Origin of the sequence: Streptomyces sp. NPDC026672 (assembly GCF_040638185.1) — a bacterium.
GTDB lineage: Bacteria > Actinomycetota > Actinomycetes > Streptomycetales > Streptomycetaceae > Streptomyces.
The window spans coordinates 118667-142797 of sequence record NZ_JBEZXS010000024.1 but is presented as its reverse complement, the minus strand read 5'-3'; the positions used below and the strand labels follow the sequence as shown (position 1 = coordinate 142797).

The window sequence follows — 24131 nt, the reverse complement described above, 5'->3', positions numbered from 1 at the left end:
TGAACGTCATCTGGGCCCTGATCCGTGACCGACGGTGCTACCAAGTCACACCTCCGGTGACTACAGCCGCTTGACAGGAGCATTAGGAAGCGTCGGCCGGGAGCGCGCGTTCCAGGATCGTGTTCAGGTCGGCACCGGAGGGCAGCGTGCCGAAGGAGTGGCCCCAGTCGCCGCCCAGTCGGGTCGCACAGAAGGCGTCCGCGACGGCGGGCGGGGCGTACCGCACCAGCAGGGACGCCTGGAGGGTGAGCGCCATCAGCTCCACCAGCCGGCGGGCACCCGACTCGTCGGCCTCGGCGAGCCGGTCCCCGAGGCGGGTCACCGCGGCGTCGAGGTGCGCGTTCGCCCCGCGCGCGTGGGCGAGTTCGCCGAACAGGGCCTCCCTGGTCGCGGCGTCCCGGCCGAGCGCCCGCAGCACGTCGAGCGCGTTGACGTTCCCCGAGCCCTCCCAGATCGACAGCAGCGGCGCCTCGCGGTAGTGCCGGGGCATGCCCGACTCCTCGACGTACCCGTTGCCGCCCAGGCACTCCAGGGCCTCCGCGGTGAACGCCGGGCCGCGCTTGGTCACCCAGTACTTGCCGACGGCGGTGGCGATCCGCCGGAACGCCTGCTCACCGGCGTCCCCGCGCACCGCCCGGTCCGCCGCCCCGGCCAGCCGCAGCGTGAGCGTCGTCGCCGCCTCGGACTCCAGCGCGAGGTCGGCGAGGACGTTGCGCATCAGCGGCTGGTCGATCAGCCGGGCCCCGAACGCGCTGCGGTGGCGCACATGGTGGCCCGCCTCGACCAGGGTCTTGCGCATCAGCGTCGCCGAGGACATCACACAGTCGAGCCGGGTGCAGTTGACCATCTCGATGATCGTCTTCACACCCCGGCCCTCAGGGCCGACCAGCCACGCCACGGTCCCGTCGAACTCCGGCTCGGACGACGCGTTGGAGCGGTTGCCGAGCTTGTCCTTGAGCCGCTGGACGCGGAACGTGTTGCGGGTGCCGTCGGGCAGCACGCGCGGCACCAGGAAGCACGACAGCCCGCCCGGCGCCTGCGCCAGCACCAGGAAGACGTCGCACATCGGCGCCGAGGTGAACCACTTGTGCCCGCGCAGCGTGTACACGCCGGGCTCGGCGGTGGGCGTGGCCGCCGTGGTGTTCGTACGGACGTCCGAGCCGCCCTGCTTCTCGGTCATGCCCATCCCGGCCAGCAGCCCCGGCTTCTCGGTCGGCACCCGCAGCCCCGGTTCGTACAGACGGCTGGTGAGCAGCGGTTCGTAGACCTTCGCGAGGTCCGGCTCGGCGCGCAGCGCGGGTACGGCGGCGTACGTCATCGACGTCGGGCACCCGTGTCCCGCCTCCGTCTGGCCCCACACCAGTCCGCCCGCCGTCCGGGCCACGTGCGCGCCGGGCCGGTCGTCCGCCCAGGGCGCACCCGCCAGGCCCTCGGCCACCGCGGTGCGCATCAGGCGGTGCCAGCTCGGGTGGAACTCGACCTCGTCGACGCGGTTGCCGTACCGGTCGTGCGTGCGCAGCACGGGCTCGTGCCGGTTGGCCAGGTCGCCCCACTCCTGCGCCTGGACGCTGCCGGCGTTCAGGCCGAGCCGCCGCAGCTCGTCCTCGGCCCATCCGGCGCCCTCCCGGCGCAGGCCCTCCAGCAGCGCGGTGTCCTCGGAGGCGTCGTACGGGGCGAGGGGAGGGGGCTGGTTGGTGACGTCGTGGGTGGCGGACGGCGGCTGCGCGGCGGCGGGCATCAGTACCATGGGGTCATGTTGCATCTTTTATGCGGTCGTGACAATGATGCAACAAGAAAGCGCACGTACAGTACGTGCTCATGCCGATGAACGTGACTGTGCCGCCCGGCGAGGTCGACCTGCGACCGCTGTCCGCCCGGTCGGTCGTGCTGAGCCTGCTGCTGGGTACGCATCCGCCCGAGCTGCCCGTGAAGGACCTGGTACGGCTCGTGGAGCCTTTCGGGATCGGCGGTTCCACCCTGCGGGCCGCGCTCAGCCGCATGGTGGCCGGCGGCGACCTGCGGCGCGGGGACGCCGTCTACGGGCTCAGCGACCGGCTGCTCGCCCGACAGCGCCGCCAGGACGACGCACTGCACCCCGGCACGCGCGCGTGGGACGGCGACTGGGAGATGGTGGTGATCACCGCGACGGGTCGCGGCCCCGCCGAACGCGCCGACCTGCGCGCCCGGTTGACCGGGCTGCGCCTCGCCGAACTCCGCGAGGGCGTGTGGCTGCGGCCCGCCAACCTCGGCCGCCCGCTGCCGCACGACCTGGAACCGGTCGCCCAGACCTACGCCGCCCGCCCCGGTTCGTCGCCGCGCGAACTCGTCGCCCGGCTGTGGCCGTTGGACGCCTGGTCCGCCACCGCGCGGGCCCTGCTGGACCACGTGGACAGCGCCCGGGCCCCGGCCGACCGGCTCACCGCCTTCGCCGCGGTCGTCCGCCACCTCCTGACCGACCCGGTCCTGCCCGCCCCCCTGCTCCCCGAGGACTGGCCGGCCCCCCACCTGCGCGCCACCTACGCGTCCTACCAGAGCGAACTCACCAGGGCGGTGGGCCGAAGGGAGTGACCGACCGCGGTGGCCCGCCCCCGGCGTCCGCCCGGAACCGGCGATCTCCCCGGACCGCACGGACGACGTGCGGTCCGGGGCACCCCCCTGCGCTCCCCGGGTTCGTCAGGCCGAGCGGTGGTACTGGTCCGGGACGTGGACGTCGGCGTTCAGTTCGCGGGCCGCGTGGCGGGCCCAGGACGGATTGCGGAGCAATTCACGGCCGAGCAGCACCGCGTCCGCCTCGTCGTTGGCCACGATCTTCGCCGCCTGTTCGACATCGGTGATCAGCCCGACCGCGGCGACCGGCATCGGCGTCTCCGCCTTGATCCGGGCGGCGAACGGCACCTGGTAGCCGGGGCCGACCGGGATGCGGGCGTCCGCCACGTTGCCGCCGGTGGAGACGTCGAGCAGGTCGATGCCGTGGGCGTGCAGCTCGCCCGCGAAGCGCACCGTCTCGTCCGCCGTCCAGCCCCCCTCGTCCAGCCAGTCGGTCGCGGAGATCCGGAAGAACAGCGGCTTGTCCTCCGGCCAGACCTCGCGGACGGCGTCCACGACCTCCAGTGCGAACCGGGTCCGGTTCTCGTACGAGCCGCCGTAGGCGTCGGTGCGGCGGTTGGAGTGCGGGGAGAGGAACTCGTGGATGAGGTAGCCGTGGGCGCCGTGGAGCTCCGCGACCTCGAAGCCGGCGGCGAGCGCGCGCCGGGCGGCGTCCGCGAACTGCCCGACGATCTCGCGTATCCGATCCACCGTCAGCTCGTGCGGCACCGGATGGCCCTCGGCGAACGGGAGCGCGCTCGGGGCGAGCGGCGGCCAGCCGTGGGCCTCCGGACCGACCGGTGCGCCGCCCTTCCAGGGGCGGTCCGTGGACGCCTTGCGCCCGCTGTGCGCGAGCTGGATGCCGGGCACCGTGCCCTGCGACACCAGGAAACGCGTGATCCGGCGGAACGCCTCGACCTGGGTGTCGTTCCAGATGCCCAGGTCGTACGGCGAGATCCGGCCCTCGGGCGAGACCGCCGTGGCCTCCGTGATGATCAGCCCGGTGCCGCCCGCCGCGCGCGCCGCGTAGTGGGCGAAGTGCCAGTCCTGCGGGGCGCCCGCCAGCGGACCCTCGGCCTCGGCCGAGTACTGGCACATCGGGGGCATCCAGACCCGGTTGGGGATGGTCACTTCGCGCAGGGTGTAGGGCTGGAAGAGCGCGCTCACGGCGGACTCCATTCGTGGTCACGAGGCCGGTGGTCCCTTGTACGGTAAGCATCGTAGTACGGTGGATGTCAAACTACGAGAGACTTCGTACAATGAGACCTCCAGGACGAAGGTGAGAGGCCGTGACCCGTACCGCAGCGACCAGCCGCGAGCTTCCGCACCCCGTGCGCGGCGAGATCCGCCTCGAAGGGGTGCTGCACGCGCTGTCCGACCCGCTGCGCCTCCAGATCGTGCGCGAACTGGCCGTCGACGGCGACGAGTTGTCCTGCTCGTACTTCGACCTGCCGGTCACCAAGTCGACGACCACCCACCACTTCCGGGTGCTGCGCGAGAGCGGTGTGATCCAGCAGGTCTACCGGGGCACGGCCAAGATGAACGGACTGCGCAGGGACGACCTAGACGCCCTCTTCCCGGGACTGCTCGACAGCCTCCTCGCCGCCGCCGACCGACAGGCCGCCCGCCTCGGGACCGGCGTCCCCGTCGGCACCGGAAGCACGGGTGGCGCCGGAATCACCGGAGACCGAACCGGCCCGTGAGGCGCGGTGGTTGAACAGCAGGTTGAGCACGACGGCGGTGAGGCAGCCCGCGCTGATGCCGCTGTTCATCACCGTCTGGAACCAGTCGGGGAACTTCGCGTAGACCGTCGGCACACCGACCGGCAGCAGACCGACCGCGACCGAGACGGCCACCACGGTCGCGTTGTCGTTGCCCCGGAAGTCGACCCGCGCCAGCGTCCGCAGCCCGCTCGCCGCGACCGTCCCGAACATCACCAGACCGGCGCCGCCGAGCACCGGCGCCGGTACCGCCGCCACCACCGCGCCCAGCTTGGGCAGCAGCCCCAGCAGCACGAGGATGCCGCCGGCCGCGGCCACCACCCAGCGGCTGCGCACCCGGGTCATCCCGACCAGGCCCACGTTCTGCGCGTACGCCGTGTACGGGAAGGTGTTGAACACCCCGCCCAGCACGGTGGACAGACCGTCGGCGCGCAGCCCGTCGGCCAGTGGACCCGCTTCGACCGGCCGCCCGGTCATCTCGCCCACGGCTATCAGGTCACCGGTGGTCTCCGTCATCGTCACCAGCGCCACCACCAGCATCGACACGATCGCCGAGGCGTGGAAGACCGGCGTGCCGAAGTGGAACGGGGTGCTGACGCCCACCCAGTCCGCGTCCCCCACCCCGCCGAAGTCCGTGAAGCCGGAGGGGATCGCCACCGCGAGTCCGGCGGCGATGCCGACGAGCACCGCGATCCGGCTCAGGAACGCGGGCGCGAACCGCTGCACCCCGAGCACCACCAGGAGCACGAAGGCGGCGAGCGCGAGGTTCTCCGGCTCCCCGAAGTCCGCCGAACCGGCCCCGCCCGCCGCCCAGTTGCCCGCGACCGGCAGCAGTGACAGGCCGATGACCAGGATCACCGTGCCGGTGACCAGCGGCGGGAAGAAGCACAGCAGCCTGCCGAAGACCGGTGCGAGCAGCACGATCGCCAGCCCCGCGACGATCACCGAGCCGTAGATCGCGGGCAGTCCGCCGCCCGTCGTGCCGATGAGCACCATCGGCGACACGGCGGCGAACGTACAGCCCTGCATGATCGGCAGCCGGACGCCGAACCACCGGAACCCGACGCACTGGATCAGCGTCGCGACCCCGCACACCAGCAGGTCCGCCGTGATCAGATACGCCAGGTCGGCGGGCGACAGCTTCATGGCGCCGCCCACGATCAGCGGCACCGCGACGGCCCCCGCGTACATCGCGAGCACGTGCTGCAACCCGAAGGCCGCCAACTGCCGTACGGGCGGGACCTCGTCGACGGGATGGACGGGGGCGGTCGTGGCCATGGGCACTCCGGAGCGGTGGGGGCTGGTTCCGAACAGCACGAGACCGTAAGGCCGTTGCACAGTCTGTTGATGTCCGCGGTGTTGCCGCCGTGTGTCCCTCGCCGCGGTCACCCGTCACCCTGCCACGGCACCCGGGATCAGTCGTCCGTCGCGAAGAACCGTGACAGGTCCTTCACCGACTCCCCGTCCGCCTCCGCCGTCTCCGGCGGCACCCCCATCGCCCAGTCCAGCCGGTAGCGCTTGAACAACTCGGCCCGCAGCACCGGCACCTGCATCGGCACGCCCGGCACCAGGGCCGAGTACACGGCGCCCATGAGCAGGGCGCGCAGCATCGGGTAGTCGGCGGCCACGTCCGGGGAGCCGTACCGCGTGACCGTGTCGCTCAGCAGCTCCGACAGCCGCCGCTGCTCCGGGCACTGCACGAAGCCCTCGGCCTGGAGCAGACCGGCCATGTGCTGCCGCATGAGCACCGGACGGTCGCGGGTCAGACCGAGGATCGCGTCGATGGCGCGGGCCATCCGCTCCCGGCCGTCCTCGGTGCACGGCTCCCGCTCCAGGGCCTCCTCCAGCGTGCGGTGCATCAGCCGGTGCACGGCGGACTGGACGAGCTGGCGCTTCCCCGGGAAGTAATACGACACCAGTCCGCGGGCCGATCCCGCGCGGTCCGCGATCGCACCCAGCGTCGTGGCCTCGAAACCGTGCTCGTCGACCAGTTCCACCGCCGCCTGGAGGAGCCGTTCCCGGGAACGCCGCCGCAACTCTTCATTGACCGAGGCGCTGCGCGGGGACATGCTGTACTCCTGCGTTGACTGGCTGCCAGCCAACTATACTCAGCGGGGCGGGCCCGGTTCATGCACGGGCCTCTTCAGGGCTGCCGTCCGTCTGGGGCGACACGGGGGATCGTCTCAGGCGGGCGGCTCATCGACGCCTCACGCGCCGCACGGGCGCCGGGCAGCGGACCCGGAGGCCGGGCGGAGACCGTGTCCCAGGTCGTTCCGGCGCCCGCCGGCGTGGGCAGTGGTGTCCGAATGAGGAGGCGGTGGCGGTGACGGAGCAGGACCGGCGGATCCTGGCCAGGATCACGGAGATGGTGGACGACGAGCGCAGGCTCCGGGACCGGTTGGCGGCCGGGGAGATCGACGGCGCGACCGAACGGGACCGGCTCGGCGAGCTGGAGCGCGAACTCGACCAGTGCTGGGACCTGTTGCGCCGGCGCCGCGCCAAGGAGGAGTTCGGGGAGAACCCCGACGAGGCCCATGTGCGGCCCTCCTCCCAGGTCGAGGGCTATCAGGCCTGATCCGTGGCCGGCCGGCCCACCAGGTCGAGCACGGGCAGGAGCGCGTCCGGCCGCTCGCCCACGGGCAGGTGGTCCACGAAGTGGACCCGGCAGCCCAGGGCGACCGCACCGCCGTCGGCGGGCCGGCTGTCCCCGACCATCAGCACGTCCCGGGGATCGGCGCCGAGCGCCTCGCAGGCCACCGAGAACAGCCGCGCGTCCGGCTTCTGCACCCCGTGCTCGTACGACAGGACGTAGGCGTCCACGTAGGCGTCGAGGCCGTGCGTGCGGAACACCGGCCGCAGGTCCCAGCCGATGTTGCTGACCACACCCACACCGACCCCCCGCTCGCGCAGCGTGCGCAGCACCCGGCCCGCGTCCGGGTACGGCGCCCACGCGTCCGGGTCCATGTGCCGCTCGTACAGCGCGTCGTGCAGGGCCGGGTCGGGCAGCGCTACCCGGCGGGACATCCCGGTGTACGCGGCGCGGTGCAGCGCGGCGCTCTCGTCGCGGACCGCCCACACCTCGGCCAGCTCCGCCGGCACCTCGACCGGGTTCGCCCCGCCGGGCAGCGCCCCGGCCACCTCCAACGCCTTGGCCGCGTCGGCCAGTTCGGACTCGGACAGGGTGATCGCGGTGTCGGCGAGCACGGCACGCAGCCAGGACTCGGTGGACTCGACGCGGAAGAGGGTCCCGGAGAAATCGAAGAGCACGGCAGCCATGCGCCGGACTGTACCCAACACCGTCGACACGTCCGGGCGTTGATCCACAACAGCGGGGCCGAGGTGGTGTGGATCACAAGGGATCGTGCCGGCCCGCCCGCCCCGGCGGACGGGCGCGCCCACCGTCAGCCCGAGGCCGCCGCCGTGTCCAGCGCCCGCCAGGCGTCGGGCGTGAGGTCGTGCTCGGCCCAGCGCGCCGCGGACGTCGCCTCCTGGGGCGTACGGAACCCGGCCACCACGCACGCCACCGCGGGGTCCCGCAGCGGGAAACGGACGGCCGCGTGCGGCAGGACGGTCCCGTGCCGCCGGCAGACGTCCGCCAGCGCACGGGCCCGGGCCAGCTCCGCCGGTGACGCCGGCCGGTAGTCGACGTACGCGCCCTCGGCCGGCCACGCGCTGCTGAGCAGCCCCGAGTTGAAGGGCGCCGCGGCCACCACCGAGACGCCCCGGGCCGCGCACGCGTCCAGCAGCGGCCGGGCGGAGCGGTCGAGCAGGGTCCAGCGGCCCGCCACCATCACGGCGTCCACGTCGGCCTCCGCCACAAAACGCTCCAGCGGCGCCACGGAGTTCATGCCGACGCCCACCGCCCCGATCACCCCCTGTGCGCGCAACTCGGCCAGCGCGGGCACCGCCTGGGCCAGCGCGGTGTCCATGTGGTCGTCGGGGTCGTGGACGTACACGAGGTCGACACGGTCGAGGCCCAGCCGTGCCAGGCTCGACTCCAGGCCGCGCAGCACACCGTCGCGCGAGTAGTCCGGGCGCCGGACCAGGTCGTCGGGGACGGCGAAGCCGCCGGCCGCCAGGTCGGATCCGGTGGGGGAGGGGTGGGGCTCCAGGAGCCGCCCCACCTTGGTCGACACCGTGAACTCCGCCCGCGGCCGGCCGGCCAGCGCCCGCCCCAGCCTCCGCTCGGACAGGCCGAGTCCGTAGTGCGGCGCCGTGTCGAAGTAGCGCACCCCCGCGTCCCAGGCGGCCTCCACGGTCGCCCCGGCGGTGTCGTCGTCCAGGGCGCGGTAGAGGTTGCCCAGCGGGGCGGCGCCGAAGCCGAGCGGGCTCAGCCGCACCGCCGTACGGCCGACCGTACGGCCCGTCACGCCGGCACCCCGTACCAGCGGGCCGCCGTGCCGCCGAAGACCAGCGCCGACTCGTCCTCGTCCAGTCCGTCCGTCAGCTCCTCCGTCGCGGACACGACCGTGCCGTAGTCGGCGGCGAGCAGACAGACCGGCCAGTCGGAGCCGAACATCACCCGCTCCGGGCCGAACCGGTCGAGCAGCAGCCGGGCGTAGGGCCGAAGGGCTCGTGCGAACGGCGGGTCCGTGCGGGTGACCAGCCCGGAGAGCTTCACCGCGACGTTCGGGCAGGCGGCCAGCTCGGCCATCAGCTTCGCCCACGGCGTGAACCCGTCCGGTCCGACGACCGGATTGCCGCCGTGGTCGAGGACGAAGCGCACCCCGGGCAGCTCGCGCACCGTCCGCACGGCGCCGGCCAGTTGGTCGGGCCGTACCAGCAGGTCGTAGACGAGTCCGGTGGCGCCGACGGCGGCGAGCCCCGCGCGGACGTCCGGGCGGGCGGTCCAGTCGGGGTCGGGCTCGTCCTGCACACCGTGGCGGATGCCCACGAGCGCCGCGCCGCCGGGCAGTGCCCGCAGCTCCGCCAGCCGGTCGGGCAGTGCCGGGTCGGTCAGGTCGGCCCAGCCGACGACGGCCGCCACCCGCGGGTCCCGGCCGGCCAGGGCCAGCAGTTCTGGCGTCTCCCGCGGCACCGGGACGGTCTGGACGACGACGGTGGCGTCCACATCCGACCGGTCCAGCTCGGGCCGCAGGTCGTCCATGGTGAAACTCCGCCGCAGCACCGGGATGTCCCTCGTCCACGGCTGGTCGAGGGTGTCGAGGTCCCACAGGTGGTGATGAGCGTCGATGCGCACGCTTGGGTTCCTTGTCTCATGGCTCACGGTCTCGCGCGGTACGGCTGCCGGGGGCGTCCTCAGTCGAGGTGGAAGACCTCTTCGGCGGGGGCCCACCACTCGCCCTCGGCTGCACTGTCCACCGGCTGCTGGCACGGGTCGGTCAGCGCCCACCAGTCACGGGTCACCGGGTCCTCGGCGATGGAGGCGGTGTCCGCCGCGTAGTCGTCGCCGTAGTACTCCAGGTAGCTGAACAGCAGTCCGTCACGCAGGAAGATGGAGTAGTTGCCGATGTTCGCCCGCTTGATCGCGGCGAGCACACCCGGCCAGGCGTCGGCGTGCAGCCGCCGGTACTCCGCCTCCTTCTCCGGTCGCAGCCGGATCACCGACGCGAACCTGCGCACCCCGCTCACCCCTTGCCCCGCGGACGGGTACCGGCCATGCCGCCGTCGACCGCCAGGGACGTGCCCGTGACGGAACCGGACGCCGGGGACGCCAGATGACAGATGGCGGCGGCGACCTCCTCGGCCCGGACCAGCCGTCCGTGCGGCTGGCGGGCGACCAGCGCCGCCCGCTCCCGCTCCGCGTCGGCCGCGCGGTCCAGCAGCCGGCCCACCCAGGGGGTGTCCACGGTCCCCGGGTTCACGGCGTTGACCCGGACCCCGTCGGGCGTGAGGTCGGCCGCCATGGCGAGGGTCAGCGACAGCACCGCGCCCTTGCTCGCCGAGTACACCGCGCGCTGCGGCAGACCCGTGGTCGCGGCGACGGACGAGACGTTGACGATCGCGGCGTGCTCGGAGGCGCGCAGCGCGGGCAGCACGGCGCGGGTGACCCGGACCAGGCCGAGCAGATTCACGTCCAGGACGCGCAGCCACTCCTCGTCGGTGTTGTCCTCCACCGCGCCCTGGGCGCCGATGCCCGCGTTGTTGACCAGTACGTCGAGACCGCCGAGCGCGTCCAGCGCCGTACCGGCGGCCTCCCGTACGGAGGCGTCGTCCCGCAGATCGGCCCGGACGGGCACGCAGCCCGCCACCGTGGGCTCGTCCACGTCGAGGACCGCCACCGCGGCCCCCTCGGCCAGCAGTTGACGCGCGGTCGCCAGTCCGATGCCGGACGCGCCGCCGGTGACCAGGGCCCTGAGCCCGTCGAAGCTCCCCATGTCTCCCTCGCTCGTGGCTTGTTCAAGACGTTCCCCGGGGGTGAACCGGTGCCGGACGACCTGTCCGGCGGGTACCACGCCCCCCAGTAATCAGATGCATTCGGCCTCCGACGTTGGTCGATCGGCCGGATGGACCATAGGCATTCGGGCTCGCCGTACGCAATGACCGCGACGTCCGAGGTGATGCTTTGCCCTGTTGCGCGGCTTTTGGCGGCCGGAATCTGGAAATTTTCAGCCGGACTCTTCCCGCCATGCATCGCCGGTGTCATAGTGACTCCGCCAATGAATCTGATTAATCTCGGGAGTTGTTCCGGTGAGTGAAGAGAGCAAGGTCTCGGCCAGGAACAGTGGAGCTGCCGGCCGTTACCGGCCGGGCTATGAACTGGTCGCCGAGCAGCTGCTCGCCTACATCACCGAGCAGAATCTGCGGCCCGGCGACCGGCTGCCCACCGAGGCGGGCCTGGCCGACATCCTCGGCGCCTCGCGCAACGTGACGCGGGAGGCGGTGAAGGTGCTGGCCGCGATCGGCAGGCTCAGCGTACGCCGGGGCGCCGGCATCTTCGTCGCCCAGTCGCCCGGCGGACTCGCCGAGGACGACCTGACCCACTTCCAGCCGACCAGCATGGAGCACGTCCTCATGCTGCTCGACTACCGCACCCTGGTCGAGTCCGAGACCGCGCGGCGTGCCGCGAGCGAGGCGACCCCCGTCCAGGTGCGGGACATCAGGGACAGTGCCACCCAGTCCCTGGACGCGGGGCGCGCGGCCGACGCCGACGCCTTCGCGGCGGCCGACGCGCTCTTCCACGACCGCGTCGGCGTGGCCGCTCGCAACGTCTTCCTGCGCTCCAGCGTCGCCAACGTCCGGCGGCTGGCCGCGCAGTCCGACGTCCTCCTCTTCCACGGGGACGCCCCCGGCTCGCTGGAGGTCGCCGGTCGGCAGCACATGGCCATCGCGGAGGCCATCGCCGCCGGAGAGTCCGACCGCGCCGCCGAGTTGATGGCCGAGCACATCGCCACCACCCGCCGGCAGTTCGAGCGCAGGATCCGCGACCGCATCTTCAACGTCCAGACGGCCCCGGGCGACACCGCCCCGGCGGCGCCGGACGCCACAGGTGCCCCGAAGACGTCCCCGCCGGAGACTTCCGCCTCCTGACAGGCGCCCGACAGGAAGTCACCCGCGGGGACCCGCACCACCCACAAGGAATGAGCCGTCCATGCCCCGGACGGCCCGGCCGAGGACCGGGCCGTCCGCACCTCCTCCCCGTCGAGGCGATTGGATTCCCATGCGCAAGTCCTCAATACGTCGGCGAAACCCACGGCGAAGAGCCGCGACGCTGACGGTACTGACCCTGGCCGTCGCGGCCCTCCCGCTGACCGCCGCCGAGTCCTCCGCCGCCGACCGGTCCGGCCCGGCGCCCCAACTGGTGTACGTGTCACCGCAGTACGGCCAGGACTCCGGCTCGGGCAACGCCCAGCACCCCTTCAAGACGCTGGAATACGCCCGTGACCACGTGCGGAAGATCAACCACCACATGGAGCGCGATATTCATGTCGAACTCCTGTCTGGTACTTATCGGTTGAACCGTACCTTCAGCCTCACCGAGCGGGACTCCGGCACCAACGGCCACCGCGTCGTCTACGAAGCCGCCCCGGGCGCCGACCCGGTGATCAGCGGCGGCAGCCAGGTCACCGGCTGGAAGCCCGTCGACGCCGGCCACAAGGTCTACAAGGCGCACGTCGGCGACCTCGACACCCGGCAGCTCTACGTCAACGGCGAGCTGGAGACCCGGGCCCGCGGTCAGGAGAACCCGTCGGGCTTCACCAAGACCTCGACCGGTTACACCATCACCGACACCAGCATGGACGGCTGGAAGAACCAGGGCGACATCGAGGTCATCAGCCGCATCGGCTGGATGATGCTGCGCTGCCCGGTCAAGTTGATCAGCGGCACGACGATGACCATGCAGCAGCCCTGCTTCCACAACGCCAACCTCCACGACGGCAACCAGATCGGGAACCCGAACTGGCTGGAGAACGCCCGGGAGCTGATGGACACCCCCGGTGAGTGGTACCTCGACAAGAGCGCGGGCGACCTCTACTACATGCCCAAGGACGGGCAGGACCTCGCCACGGCGACCGTGACCGTGCCCCGGGTGCAGGACCTGGTGGACCTCGACGGCACCACCGACCACCCGGTGAGCAACGTGTCCTTCCAGGGCATCACCTTCTCCTACTCCACCTGGCTGGCGCCGAGCTCGGACGACGGACTCATCGAGGGCCAGGCGGGCTTCCGGATCGTCGGCAATGACAACCCGGACTTCGACTCCACCCGCCTCAAGTGGGTCAAGACGCCCGGCGCGGTCAACGTCAGCCACGGCCACGGCGTCGACTTCACGGGCAACACCTTCACCCACCTCGGCGCGGTCGGCCTGAACCTCAACACCGGTACGCGCGGCACCCATGTCACGGGCAACGTCTTCAAGCAGATCGCCTCGACGGGCATCCAGGTCGGCGGCACGGACGTCATCGACGCCCACCCGGACGACCCGCGCGACATCACCCAGGACAACACGGTCGACAACAACGTGGTCACCCACGTCGCCGACCAGTACCAGGGCTCCCTGGGCATCTTCGCCGGCTACACCGACCACACGGTCATCACCCACAACAAGCTCTACGACCTGCCCTACAGCGGCATCTCCGTGGGCTGGGGCTGGGGTCTGACCGACAAGGGCGGCGACACCAACTACCCGGGCAACTCGGGCGTGCCGATCTGGGACACCCCGACCACCGCCCGCTCCAACGTGATCACCGACAACGACATCAGCGACATCATGAAGTCGCAGGCCGACGGCGGCGCGATCTACACGCTCAGCGCCAACCCCGGCGGTGTGGTGTCCGGCAACTTCATCCACAAGATCCCGCCGCTCGCCTACGGCGCGATCTACCAGGACGAAGGCAGCCGTTACTGGCACACCACCAACAACGCGTTCTGCGACATCGCCTTCCAGTGGCTGCTGTTCAACCACGGCATGGACATCACCGCGGACTACAACTTCACCACCTCGTCGCGGTTCGCCACCCAGTTCAACAGCACCGACGACACGATCGCCAACAACACGACCGTGGAGGGCTGCGAGCAGCTGCCCGCCTCCATCCTCGACAACGCCGGACTCCAGGCCAAGTACCGCCACCTGGACCCGGACCCGGAGCAGAGCGACCGCACCGCGCCGACCGCGCCCGGCAAGCCGGCCGCCGTCACGGACTTCCCGACCGTCGCCGACCTGAGCTGGCCCGCCGCCAGTGACGACAGCGGTGTCACCGGTTACTCCGTGTACCGGGACGGCAAGCTCGTCAGTGCCGCCAAGGGCACCTCGGTGCGCATCCCCAACCTCACGGCCGGCACGACGTACAGCTTCACCGTCACCGCCCGCGACGCCGCGGGCAACGAGTCGAAGCCCGGCCCGGCCACCACGGTCACCATGCCCTCCGGCACCGACCTGGCCCTGAACAAGCCGGTCACCGAGTCCTCGTACTCGGAGCCGAACACGCCGGAACTGGCCGTGGACGGTGACCTGTCCACCCGCTGGGCGCAGGGCCTCGGGCTGCCCGACCCGTCCTGGATCCAGGTCGACCTGGGCGCGCAGTACGACATCAGCGGCGCCATCACCACCTTCGAGAAGGACAACGGCTACAAGTACCGCCTGGAGGTGTCGCCCGACGAAACCCACTGGACCACGCTCCAGGACCACACCGGCGACGTCACCACCGAGCAGGCCAACTACGCCCCCGCGGAACAGGAGACCCACGGCCGTTACGTCCGGCTGACGATCACCGGCTCCAGCTTCGCCGGCGGCAGCATCTACGAACTCCAGGTCTACGGCACGGCCCTCGCACCGAGCGACGACCACACCGCGCCTGCCGCGCCGTCGAAGCCCACCGCCACCGCGCTGCTGCCCGGCCTCGCCGAGGTGAGCTGGCCCGCCGCCCCGGACGACCAGGGTGTCACCAGCTACGCGGTCTACCAGGACGGCAAGCGCATCGCCGTCACCGACCAGACCAAGGTGCGGGCCGGCGGCCTGACGCCCGGGAAGGACTACTCCTTCACCGTCGTCGCCAGGGACGCCGCGCTCAACGCCTCCGCGCCGAGCGACGCGGCCACGATCACCATGCCGGCCGACCACGACCTGGCGCTCAAGGCACCGGTGACCGTGTCCTCGTACTCGCAGCCCAACACACCGGAACTGGCCGTGGACGGCGATCTGTCCACCCGCTGGGCGCAGGGTCTCGGTCTGCCCGACCCGTCCTGGATCCAGGTCGACCTGGGCAAGGTGACCACGGTCTCCAGCGTGGTCACCACGTTCGAGAAGTCGAGCGGCTACCAGTACCTCATGGAGTACTCGGCCGACGGCGTCCACTGGTCCACGCTCGACGACCACACGGCCAACGCCACCACGGCCCAGGCGAACTACTCCTTCGCCGACAGCCCCGTCGATGCCCGTTACCTGCGGCTGACCGTCACCGGCTCCAGCTTCAGCGGCGGCAGCATCTACGAACTCCAGGCGTACGGCGGCTTCTGAGCCACGCCGGTCGTCTCCCGGCCGTACTCCACCTCAGGAACAGAAAGCGACCATGAAGATCACACATGTCGAGGTCCACCGGATCGACGTCCCCGCCGCCGACCCGCCCTTCCGGTGGCGGGACGGACTGAGCGGAAGCGCACCGGTGGGCGACGGCGCGGTCCTGCGCATCGGCACCGACGAAGGTGCCGAGGGGGTGGCGGTGTTCGCGCGGCCGGGAGCGGCCGTCACCCTCCAGGACCTGGTCGACCGCGTCTTCCGCGAGGAACTCGTGGGGGCCGACCCGTTCCGGCGCGAATGGCTCTGGCACCGGGTCTGGGAACTCGACCGCATCCACGAACTGCCCCTGCCCGCCCTGGGCCTGATCGACGTGGCGCTGTGGGACCTGGCCGGCCGGGTGCACGACCGGCCCGTGTGGCAGCTGCTCGGCGGCTTCCGCGAGGCCATCCCCGCCTACGCCTCCACCTCCACCTTCGCCACCACCGAGGAGTTCCTCTCCGTCGCCGACCAGTGCCTCGAACTGGGCTACCACGGCATCAAGCTGCACGCCTGGGGCGACGCCCGCCGGGACGCCGCGCTGTGCCAGGCGCTGCGCGACCACGTCGGCCCGGACGTCCCCCTCATGTACGACGGCTCGGCCGGGTTCGACCTGCCCGACGCCATCCACCTGGGGCAGGCGCTCGGCGAGGCCGACTACCTCTGGTACGAGGAGCCGATGCGCGAGTTCAGCATCAGCGCCTACCAGCGGCTCGCCGAGACCGTCACCGTCCCGCTGCTCGTCGCCGAGACCTCCGACGGCGCGCACATGAACTCCGCCGACTTCATCAGGAGCGGCGCCGCCACCTTCGGCGTCCGCGCCGGCACCACCCTGCGCGGCGGCATCACCGGTGCGATGCGCACCGCCCACCTGGCCGACGCCTTCCGGGTGCGCGCCGAGGTGCACGGTTCGGACATCCCGAACCACCACCTCTGCATGGCCATCTCCAACACCACCTACTACGAGTCCCTGGTCACCTCCACCGACGTCGTCCGCGAGCGGCACGTCGACGAACAGGGTCTGGTGCACGCCCCCACCGGTCCGGGCATCTCCCTGCCCCTCGACTTCGGCTACGGCAGCGAACTCCAGCGGTTCGTGGAACGACCCCGCTGACCCCGCCCGCCCCCATGCCGTACCGACTCCGCAACTCCGCTCGATCCGAACCACGAAAGGCAAGACGATGACGTCTTCCCGCTCCCTGCGCGGCAGAGCCGTCCGCGCCCTCGCCGCGGGAGCCGCCCTGGCGGCCCTCACCGCGCTGGCCGGCTGCGCCGACGCCGATCCGTCCCCCGGGGCGGGCTCGGCCAAGGCGAGCAACACCCCGTTCAAGCCGGTCGCGCAGAAGGCCGGTTCCGAGATCACCGTGTGGACCGACTCCACCCGGCTGCCCTCGGTGCAGGCGTACCAGAAGACCCACCCGGACGCGAAGCTGAAGATCGTCACCTACGACGGCGGCGCCGACGGCTCCACCTACCTCCAGACGAAGGTGCAGCTGTTCGACCGCACCGGCAAGGGCTGGCCCGACGTCGTCTTCGGCTCGCCCACCGACGTCACCTGGGCGTCCGCCCCGACCAAGCCCGGCGCCACCCCCTTCGCGGCCCCGCTGGACGAGAAGCTGGTCCCGCAGAGCACCCTGGACGGCTTCGCCAAGGGCTCCCTGGCGCCGTGCCAGTTCGGCGGCCACACCTACTGCATGCGCAACGACATCGCCCAGGTCGTCCTCTGGTACAACAAGTCCCTGATGGACAAGTGGGGCTACCAGGTCCCCACCACCTGGGCCGAGTACGAGGCCCTGGGCGTCAAGGTCGCCAAGGAGCACCCCGGTTACCTCGTCGGCTCGGTGGGCGACACCAACTCCCACGAGTCGTACTTCTGGTCCAGCCAGTGCCCGGCGTTCAACCTCACCAAGCCGGACACCCTGCGCTCGGACCTCCAGGACCCCGACTGCACCCGGATGGCCGGCCTCCTGGACAAGCTGATCGCCGCGAAGGCCGTCACCACCCAGGGCTTCTTCAGCCAGGGCTTTGCCAAGAGCAGCGGCTCCAAGGTCCTCATGGCCTACGGCCCGTCCTGGTACGGCCAGTACCTGTTCAAGGCGGCCTTCCACGCCCCGGCCAAGCAGATCACCGCGTCGGCCCCGCTGACCTGGCCCGGTGAGACCACCGCGACCACGGGCAACGTCGGCGGCGGCGTCTGGATGGTCTCCGGGCACAGCGCCGACCTGAAGGCGTCCACGGACCTGGTGACCTGGCTGACCACCTCCGACGCCAACCAGGCGTCCGCGCCCACCTACCCGGCCTACGCGCCGGCCGCCAAGGCGTGGCTCGCCAACCCGGCGAACCGCTCCTACTTCGCGACCGACGTCAGCGGCCCCTTCCAGCAGGCCGCCGACGAGGTGTGGACGGGCTGGTCCAACACCAAGTTCTCGGACGCCACCTCCTGGTCGAGCGTCGTCCTGCCGGCCCTCACCGCGGGCAAGACCCTGACCGACACCCTCCCGGCCTGGCAGAAGTCCATCAGGGACCAGGCCAAGGCCAACGGATACAAGGTGACCGACCGATGACGCTGCTGGACACCCAGCCCGTCACCGTGACCGCCCCTCCCCGCCGCGGCAGCACGCCGCGGCGGCGGGGCGGCGCCGCGGGCCCCCTGTTCGTCTCCGGGTACACGCTGCTGCTGCTCGCGTTCGGCGTCTTCCCCACCGGTTACGCGTTCTACCTGGCCTTCACCAATGTCTCGGGCCAGTTCACGGGCATCAACCAGTTCATCAGGGTCGCCCAGGACTACCGGTTCCTGCCGGCGTTCGGGCACATCCTGGTCTACCTGGTGCTGTGGCTGGTGACGCTCGTGGTGCTGACCGTCCTGAGCGCCGTCGTGCTGCGCGGCCGGGTCAGTTCCCGGGCCTCCGCGGTGCTGCGGTTCCTGTACTACATCCCCGGCGCCCTCGCCGGCGTGGCGAGCGTCCTGGTCTGGCTGTTCATGCTCGACCCCGACGTCAGCCCGGTCTCCTGGCTGCTCAAGGCCATGGGGATGGACAGCTTCGCCGCCGTCCTCGCCCCCGGCAACCTGCCGCTCATCTTCATGCTGGTCGCGTTCTGGACCGGCGCGGGCGGCTGGATGGTCGTCATGTACGGGGCGCTCAACAACATCCCGGACGAGGTCATCGAGGCGGCCCGCATCGACGGGGCCGGGCCCTGGCGCACCGCCTGGTCCATCCAGATCCCGATGATCCGGCAGTGGATCACCTACATGACCATCCTGGCCTTCGCGGGTGGCACCCAGCTGTTCGTGGAGCCGCAGCTGCTCCAGACCGCCAGCCTGGGCCGGGTCAGCCCCACCTGGTCACCCAACCAGCTCGCCTACGTCTACGCCTTCCAGCAGGGCGACTTCAACGGCGCCGCCGCCATCTCCGTCTTCCTGCTGGCACTCGGCCTGCTCTGCGCGGGACTGCTCGTCTGGCGCTCGAACATGTTTTCGTTGGATGAGAAATGACATCACCTCTCGCGCTCGCGCGCTCCCGTACCACGCCCTCGCGGGCCGTCTCCGCGCTGATCGTGGGGCTGCTGCTCGCCGTCCTGCTGGTGTTCTTCGTCCTGCCGGTCCTGTGGCTGCTGCTCGCCCCGAGCAAGACCGCGGGGCAGATCGTCCACGACAACCCGCTGTCCTTCGGCTCGTTCGGGCAGATCGGGGCCGCCTGGCGGCACCTGTTCTCCTTCGAGGACGGCGCGGTCCTGGTGTGGCTGCGCAACTCGGCGCTCTACGCGGGCGGTTCACTGGTCCTCACCCTGGTCACCAGCGTCCCGGCCGGCTACGCCCTGGCCCTGACCAGATTCCCCGGCCGCAAGATCCTGCTCGCGATCACCCTGGTCTCGATGATCATGCCGTCGGCCACCCTGGTCCTGCCGGTCTTCCTCGAACTGAACAAGTTCCATCTGATCGGCACGGCCTGGTCGGTGATCCTGCCCTTCTCGTTCTACCCGTTCGGCGTGTACCTCGTGTACATCTACTTCGCCACCAGCCTGCCCCGCGACCTGCTGTCCGCCGCCCGCATCGACGGCTGCACCGAGTGGCAGCTGTTCCTCAGGATCGCCCTGCCGCTCGCCAAGCCGGTGATCGGACTGGTCGCCTTCTTCAGCTTCGTCGGCAACTGGAACAACTTCTTCCTGCCCTATCTCGTGCTGCCGAACAGCGACGAGTTCCCCATCCAGGTGGGCCTGAACCAACTGCTGTCCTCCACACCCTCGTTCAACCCGGTGGCCGGCGCGGGACTGAACATCACCGTCCCGGAACTCGCCCTCGCGATCATCGTCGCGATCCTGCCGGTGCTGGTGCTGTTCCTCTTCTCCCAGCGCACCCTCGTCTCGGGCATGCTCGCGGGCTCGACGAAGGAGTGACGGGGCGCGGGCCGGCGGATCAGCCGCCGTCGCCGGGCGCGCCCGCGGACCGGTCACGCGCCCCGCGCCCGTACGGGCCCCGCGCCACGCGCTCGTGCACCGGCACCGCGAGCGCCACCACCAGCGCGCCGAGCAGCCAGCCGCCCAGCACGTCCGAGGGCCAGTGCACCCCGAGCCACACCCGGGTCACGCCCACCCCGACGACCGAGACCACGGCCACCACTACGGCCGTGCGCCACAGGGCGCGGCCCGCGCCCGAGCGGTGCAGCAGCCACAGCAGCAGTCCGCACACCACCGTCGCGGTCATGGCGTGCCCGGAGGGGAAGGACGCGTAGCGCGCGGAGTCGACGGGGTCGGGCCAGACCGGGCGGGCGCGGCCCACGGCCGCCTTCAGCGCCTGCTGCGCCAGCACGCCGAACGCACAGGCCGCCAGCAGCCACACCGCCGTCCACCACGCCGAGCGGCGCCACACCAGCCATCCGGCGGTGGCCACTGCCACCAGACGCAGGGTGAGGGGGTCCCACACCCAGTCGGTCAGGACGCGGAAGACGCGGGTGACCACGGGCTCGGCGACCGCCCAGCGGTGGGTGGTCCTGGCGACGCTCCCGTCCAGCGAGAGCAGCGGCCGCCACTCGGCCGCGACCAGCGCGGTCAGCACCGCCGAGCACACCACGAGCACCAGCGCGACGACCGCGGGGGTGCGGGACGACGGGCCGCCGGCCGAAGGGTCCATCCCGCGATCTTCCCCGACGCCCCGCACCTGGCACCACCACTCCCACCCCGGCGCGTCCGGCAGTGGCTCGCCGTCCGGTGCGCGGGGCCGGTGGCGCCCCGAGGGGGGCACGGGCAACTGCGCGCCCGGCCAGGACTGTGCAGCGGTCGACGAACGGCGTGTCCCGGCTCGTCGGCGCAGCCCTCAGCCGAGCGCCCGCAGGGCCGGGACCAGGGCCACCGCCAAAGGCGCCGCCGGCACCAGCGCGGCGGCGGCCGTCAGCCAGAGGCGGCGCACGGCCGGCAGCCGGTCCGGGGGAGTGAGCAGCCGGTTGACACGCTCGGGCACCTGGGCCTGCGGGGTGGGGGCGGGACCGAACACGCCCCGCTCCTCGTTGAGTTCGACCAGCGCCAGCGCCGTCGTGAGCCGTCCGAAGCGGCGCGAGGCCATGTCGTCCGCGGCCAGTTCCACCAGCCGGTGCATCTCGTCCCGGAACGCCGCGAACACCCGCACCTGCGGGAACCCGCCCGCCAGCGCCCCCGAGCAGTTCAGCAGCCAGTCGTGCCGCGCCCGCGCGTGCCCCTGCTCATGGGCGAGCACGGCGTCCAGCTGCCGTCCCTCCAGCCGGCGCAACGCGGCCGTGGTGATGACGAGTCGGGGCGCCCCGCCGGGCAGCCACCAGGCGCCGGGCCGCTCGCCCTCCAGCACCACCAGCCGTCCGCCGGACGGTTCCTCACCGGGCAACAGCGGTGCGCGCACGAGGAGTTCCGACCGTCGCGCATGCCGTCGCGACCGGGCCCGCACGACCTCCCGGACCAGCATCGCCGCGCTCCACAGCCCACCGCACGCCAGGGCCACCGCCGTCGCCGCCGCCCAGGGCCCGGCCCCCTTGAGGGCGTAGGCGTCCACCACCGCGCGCGGCGCCGGGGCGAAGACGTGTCCGCGCACCTCCTGCCAGGCGGCCGCAGCGCTGAACGTCATCGACAGGGCGCAGCACAGCAGCACGGCCGCCACGACGCACTGCCACACCCACAGCGCGACCACCGGCTCCCGGTCCACCCAGTCGGCGCGGGCGATGAGCCGGGGGCCGACGAAGGCGGTCAGGGCGCCGAGCAGCAGCAGTGCCGCGGGGACCATCATGGACAGCACCCTATGAGCGGCGGACCGGGCCGGGATACGGCCCAACGGCCCAAAGTGACGGACACAACGCCCCCTTGCCACAGCGCGCGGCCGGCCGCGGCTCAGAGCGTGAGCAGCATCGCGACCATGCCGATCGCCATGGACAGCCGGCAGGTCAGCGCCAGTTCCGGACGGTCCCCCCACCGGACCGCCGGGCCACCGCCCGGCACGCCCGGTACGCCCGGCGCTCCCGGCACGACCGCCGGGACGAGCCGGGCGCCCGACAGCAGCACGTAGCCGGCGAAGTAGAGCAGCAGCACCCCGGTCAGCGCCGGGAGTCCGGCGCCCCCGTGCGCGTGGTGCGCGGCGGGGGAGAGGGCCATCACGACCGACATGTAGACCATCGCCGCTGCCCCGACCAGATGGTGCCGGTGGTGCGCACTGGCGCGCGCACCCCACAGGGCGCGCAGCGCCGCCGCCCCGAACACCGCCGCGTACAGCGGCCAGGCCCACGGCGGCGGGGCGAACACCGTGGCGGGCACGGCCATCGCGGCCATGCCGAAGCCCATCAGCGCCTCGCCGCCCGCCGCGCTGCGCTGCTCCTCGACGCTGCTGCGCATCCGCAGCAGACAGTAGGCACCGGTGGCCGCGCACAGCGCGACCAGGAGCCAGCCGAGCGAAGCCGGTCCGTGCACGCTGCCTCCCGCTGCCCGCCCCGCGTTCCGCGTTCCGTCGACGGAGGTGATGCCCGCCACACGTGGCGCGCAAGCGAGCGCACCGGGGTGCACGGGGAGCGTTCGCAGGAGCACACCCTGTGACATGGTCCTCGGTCGAGGCCGTGTCACCCCCGCCCCGGAGCCCGCCGGAGCGGGTCGTCCTCGTCGAGGGGGCCGGACACCGTACGCTCGCCGCTACGGCACGACACCGGGAGCGGCGCTCCCGGACCGGTCCGGCGGCCACGCAGACGACGACAGCCACGACGGAGGACGTACGGCCATGACGCCGAGCAACGGACGACCCGCGCCCGGGAACGACACGGCGGGGGGCGACACCGTCGCCTCGGTCGTCCGGCAGTGGCACGCCGTCCACCCCCACCTCGACACCGGCCCCATGGAGATCATCGGCCGCATCAACCGCTGTGCCGCCCTCTTCCAGCAGGCCGAGGACGCCCCGCTGCGCCGCGCCGGCCTCAGCCGCTCCGAGTTCGACCTGCTCGGCGCGTTGCGCCGCACCGGCCGCGAACTGACCCCGAGCGAGCTGAGCCGCGAGACCTTCTCCTCGGGCGCCGCCGTCACCAAACGCCTCAAGCAGCTCACCGAACGCGGACTCGTGGAACGCCGGGGCGACACCCGTGACCGCAGGGTCGCCCATGTCCGCCTCACCGAGGCCGGCCGCGCCCTCGTCGACGGCGTCCTGCCCGAACAGCTCGCCCACGAGGCGGCCGTGCTGTCCGCGCTCGCTCCCGAGGGACGGGGTGAACTGGCCGGGCTGCTCGGGGAGTTGCTCGGCAGGATGGAGGCCCGCCCGGGAGCGCTGCCCGCCTGAAGGCATCGGGAGCGGTCCGACGGGCCCTAGATCTCGGGCCGGTAGCGCAGCGGATGGTCCGCCGGGACCTCCACCAGGACGATCCGGGTGCCGTCCGGGTCCCTGGTCCACATCTCGATCAGCCCCCAGGGCTCCCGCACCGGGTCCCGCTCGATCCCGACGCCCCTCGCCAGCAGCTCGTCCCGTGCCGCCGCCGCGTCCTCGATCTGGAGCCACAGCCGCAGCGCCGGCGCCGACGGGGTGCGGGAGCGGCCGGAGACCTCCAGGAAGCCGCCGCCGAGGAAGTAGACGGTGCCGCGCTCCGCTCCCGTGCCGAACTCGCGGTGGACGGCGAGGCCCAGTTGCTCACCGTAGAAGAAGCGGGAGCGCTCGGGATCGGTGGGCCGGAGCAGGACCCGGCTGCTGAGTACGTGCACCATGCGTCCGCACCCTAGGGCCTGCCGGCTCCCGCGGGCCGGAACGGCTCGTCGACCGAGGCCGTTCGTGGGCGGACGGGCTCCCGTGGCAGGGTGGGGCACGACCTGCCGAGCCGTGTCACAGATCGGAGTCCCGCATCATGGACGCTCCCGCCCCCGACCTCACCTTCCGCGAAGCCACCGACGCCGACGTGGACGCGCTGGTCGCCCTGGTCGAGTCGGCGTACCGAGGAGACTCCAGCCGGGCCGGGTGGACCACCGAGGCCGACATCCTGGAGGGGCAGCGCACCGACCCCGAAGGGGTGCTCGCGGTCGTCAAGTCGCCCGACAGCACGCTGCTGACGGTGGAGCGGGAGGGCCGTGTCGTCGCCTGCTGCCAGCTGGAACACCGCGGCGACCACGCCTACTTCGGGATGTTCGCGGTCAGCCCCGCCCTCCAGGGCGCGGGCCTCGGCAAGGTGGTCATGGCCGAGGCCGAGCGCCGGGCCCGCGCGAGCTGGGGCGTCACGGAGATGCACATGACGGTGATCTCCGTGCGCGAGGACCTGATCGCCTGGTACGAGCGGCGCGGCTACCGCCGTACGGGACGCATGACACCGTTCCCGTACGGCGACGAGCGCTTCGGCATCCCGCAGCGGGACGACCTGGCGTTCGAGCTGCTGGTCAAGTCCCTCGGGTGACGC

At 72.1% G+C, this 24131-nt stretch carries 23 protein-coding genes and 1 pseudogene; 11 read left to right on the top strand and 13 right to left on the bottom strand.

Annotation, left to right across the window (positions count from 1 at the left end; genetic code table 11):
• Positions 1-82 precede the first annotated feature (82 nt).
• Positions 83-1747, bottom strand: coding sequence for an acyl-CoA dehydrogenase family protein (locus tag AB0F77_RS26585; protein ID WP_361953632.1), 1665 nt, complete (start codon positions 1745-1747; stop codon positions 83-85).
• A 71-nt stretch (positions 1748-1818) separates the two neighbouring features.
• On the opposite strand from AB0F77_RS26585, the gene AB0F77_RS26580 reads away from it, so the two are divergent.
• Positions 1819-2568: a PaaX family transcriptional regulator C-terminal domain-containing protein gene (locus AB0F77_RS26580; RefSeq protein ID WP_361953629.1), complete on the top strand. Its 750-nt coding sequence runs from the start codon at positions 1819-1821 to the stop codon at positions 2566-2568.
• Between the two features lie 105 nt (positions 2569-2673).
• On the opposite strand, the gene AB0F77_RS26575 is transcribed toward AB0F77_RS26580, so the two are convergent.
• Complete coding sequence (locus AB0F77_RS26575; RefSeq protein WP_361953626.1) at positions 2674-3753, bottom strand: NADH:flavin oxidoreductase/NADH oxidase; 1080 nt, start codon at positions 3751-3753, stop codon at positions 2674-2676.
• 122 nt (positions 3754-3875) lie between these two features.
• Here AB0F77_RS26575 and AB0F77_RS26570 point away from each other — a divergent pair.
• Positions 3876-4226 (top strand): annotated as a pseudogene (locus AB0F77_RS26570) (helix-turn-helix transcriptional regulator); the annotation flags it as partial.
• Here AB0F77_RS26570 and AB0F77_RS26565 read toward each other — a convergent pair.
• Together AB0F77_RS26565 and AB0F77_RS26560 are read right to left on the bottom strand one after the other, a co-directional pair.
• A complete protein-coding gene (locus AB0F77_RS26565) occupies positions 4149-5585 on the bottom strand; it encodes a nucleobase:cation symporter-2 family protein (RefSeq protein ID WP_361953623.1) in 1437 nt (478 codons plus the stop codon). The pseudogene AB0F77_RS26570 and the gene AB0F77_RS26565 overlap by 78 nt on opposite strands.
• A 137-nt stretch (positions 5586-5722) precedes the next feature.
• A complete protein-coding gene (locus AB0F77_RS26560; protein ID WP_361953620.1) occupies positions 5723-6376 on the bottom strand; it encodes a helix-turn-helix domain-containing protein in 654 nt (217 codons plus the stop codon).
• A 254-nt stretch (positions 6377-6630) separates the two neighbouring features.
• Between AB0F77_RS26560 and AB0F77_RS26555 the strand changes: the two genes are divergently transcribed.
• On the top strand, positions 6631-6882 hold the full coding sequence (locus tag AB0F77_RS26555; RefSeq protein ID WP_361953617.1) for a DUF2630 family protein: 252 nt from the start codon (positions 6631-6633) through the stop codon (positions 6880-6882).
• Here the strand turns inward: AB0F77_RS26555 and AB0F77_RS26550 are convergent.
• The 5 genes from AB0F77_RS26550 to AB0F77_RS26530 form a co-directional block, all read right to left on the bottom strand.
• Positions 6873-7583 (bottom strand): HAD family hydrolase, encoded by a 711-nt coding sequence (locus AB0F77_RS26550; RefSeq protein ID WP_361953614.1) that lies wholly within the window; start codon positions 7581-7583, stop codon positions 6873-6875. The genes AB0F77_RS26555 and AB0F77_RS26550 overlap by 10 nt on opposite strands.
• A 125-nt stretch (positions 7584-7708) precedes the next feature.
• Entirely contained in the window at positions 7709-8677 is a 969-nt protein-coding gene (locus AB0F77_RS26545) for an aldo/keto reductase (RefSeq protein WP_361953611.1), read from the bottom strand.
• Positions 8674-9507, bottom strand: coding sequence for an amidohydrolase family protein (locus AB0F77_RS26540; RefSeq protein ID WP_361953608.1), 834 nt, complete (start codon positions 9505-9507; stop codon positions 8674-8676). Before AB0F77_RS26540 ends, AB0F77_RS26545 begins: the two co-directional genes overlap by 4 nt.
• Positions 9508-9566: 59 nt before the next feature.
• The gene (locus AB0F77_RS26535) at positions 9567-9890 is read right to left on the bottom strand and encodes an L-rhamnose mutarotase (protein WP_361953605.1); all 324 of its coding nucleotides are present in this window, start codon (positions 9888-9890) and stop codon (positions 9567-9569) included.
• Positions 9891-9895: 5 nt separating this feature from the next.
• A complete protein-coding gene (locus AB0F77_RS26530) occupies positions 9896-10645 on the bottom strand; it encodes an SDR family oxidoreductase (RefSeq protein WP_361953602.1) in 750 nt (249 codons plus the stop codon).
• Between the two features lie 313 nt (positions 10646-10958).
• On the opposite strand from AB0F77_RS26530, the gene AB0F77_RS26525 reads away from it, so the two are divergent.
• From AB0F77_RS26525 to AB0F77_RS26500, 6 genes are all read left to right on the top strand, one after another.
• Positions 10959-11798 (top strand): FCD domain-containing protein, encoded by an 840-nt coding sequence (locus tag AB0F77_RS26525; RefSeq protein WP_361953598.1) that lies wholly within the window; start codon positions 10959-10961, stop codon positions 11796-11798.
• A gap of 130 nt (positions 11799-11928) precedes the next feature.
• Complete coding sequence (locus tag AB0F77_RS26520; protein ID WP_361953595.1) at positions 11929-15225, top strand: discoidin domain-containing protein; 3297 nt, start codon at positions 11929-11931, stop codon at positions 15223-15225.
• Between the two features lie 52 nt (positions 15226-15277).
• Positions 15278-16375: an enolase C-terminal domain-like protein gene (locus AB0F77_RS26515; RefSeq protein ID WP_361953592.1), complete on the top strand. Its 1098-nt coding sequence runs from the start codon at positions 15278-15280 to the stop codon at positions 16373-16375.
• Between the two features lie 67 nt (positions 16376-16442).
• Positions 16443-17825 carry an ABC transporter substrate-binding protein gene (locus AB0F77_RS26510; RefSeq protein WP_361953589.1) on the top strand — a complete coding sequence of 461 codons (1383 nt, stop codon included), beginning with the start codon at positions 16443-16445 and terminating at the stop codon, positions 17823-17825.
• Positions 17822-18754, top strand: a complete 933-nt coding sequence (locus AB0F77_RS26505) for a sugar ABC transporter permease (protein ID WP_361953586.1) — start codon at positions 17822-17824, stop codon at positions 18752-18754. The genes AB0F77_RS26510 and AB0F77_RS26505 overlap by 4 nt, the downstream gene beginning before the upstream one ends.
• Positions 18751-19656 (top strand): carbohydrate ABC transporter permease, encoded by a 906-nt coding sequence (locus tag AB0F77_RS26500; protein ID WP_361953583.1) that lies wholly within the window; start codon positions 18751-18753, stop codon positions 19654-19656. The genes AB0F77_RS26505 and AB0F77_RS26500 overlap by 4 nt, the downstream gene beginning before the upstream one ends.
• Before the next feature lie 19 nt (positions 19657-19675).
• Here the strand turns inward: AB0F77_RS26500 and AB0F77_RS26495 are convergent, their stop codons facing one another.
• The 3 genes from AB0F77_RS26495 to AB0F77_RS26485 all read right to left on the bottom strand — a co-directional run bounded on the left by AB0F77_RS26495 (position 19676) and on the right by AB0F77_RS26485 (position 22182).
• The gene (locus tag AB0F77_RS26495; RefSeq protein WP_361953580.1) at positions 19676-20389 is read right to left on the bottom strand and encodes a phosphatase PAP2 family protein; all 714 of its coding nucleotides are present in this window, start codon (positions 20387-20389) and stop codon (positions 19676-19678) included.
• 183 nt (positions 20390-20572) lie between these two features.
• Positions 20573-21508: a M56 family metallopeptidase gene (locus AB0F77_RS26490; protein ID WP_361953577.1), complete on the bottom strand. Its 936-nt coding sequence runs from the start codon at positions 21506-21508 to the stop codon at positions 20573-20575.
• 101 nt (positions 21509-21609) lie between these two features.
• The gene (locus AB0F77_RS26485; protein ID WP_361953574.1) at positions 21610-22182 is read right to left on the bottom strand and encodes a DUF5134 domain-containing protein; all 573 of its coding nucleotides are present in this window, start codon (positions 22180-22182) and stop codon (positions 21610-21612) included.
• A gap of 301 nt (positions 22183-22483) precedes the next feature.
• Here AB0F77_RS26485 and AB0F77_RS26480 point away from each other — a divergent pair, with 301 nt between their 5' ends.
• On the top strand, positions 22484-23032 hold the full coding sequence (locus tag AB0F77_RS26480; RefSeq protein ID WP_361953572.1) for a MarR family transcriptional regulator: 549 nt from the start codon (positions 22484-22486) through the stop codon (positions 23030-23032).
• 26 nt (positions 23033-23058) lie between these two features.
• On the opposite strand, the gene AB0F77_RS26475 is transcribed toward AB0F77_RS26480, so the two are convergent.
• A complete protein-coding gene (locus tag AB0F77_RS26475) occupies positions 23059-23451 on the bottom strand; it encodes a VOC family protein (RefSeq protein ID WP_361953569.1) in 393 nt (130 codons plus the stop codon).
• 137 nt (positions 23452-23588) lie between these two features.
• Between AB0F77_RS26475 and AB0F77_RS26470 the strand changes: the two genes are divergently transcribed.
• Complete coding sequence (locus AB0F77_RS26470) at positions 23589-24128, top strand: N-acetyltransferase (RefSeq protein WP_361953566.1); 540 nt, start codon at positions 23589-23591, stop codon at positions 24126-24128.
• Positions 24129-24131: the final 3 nt, after the last annotated feature.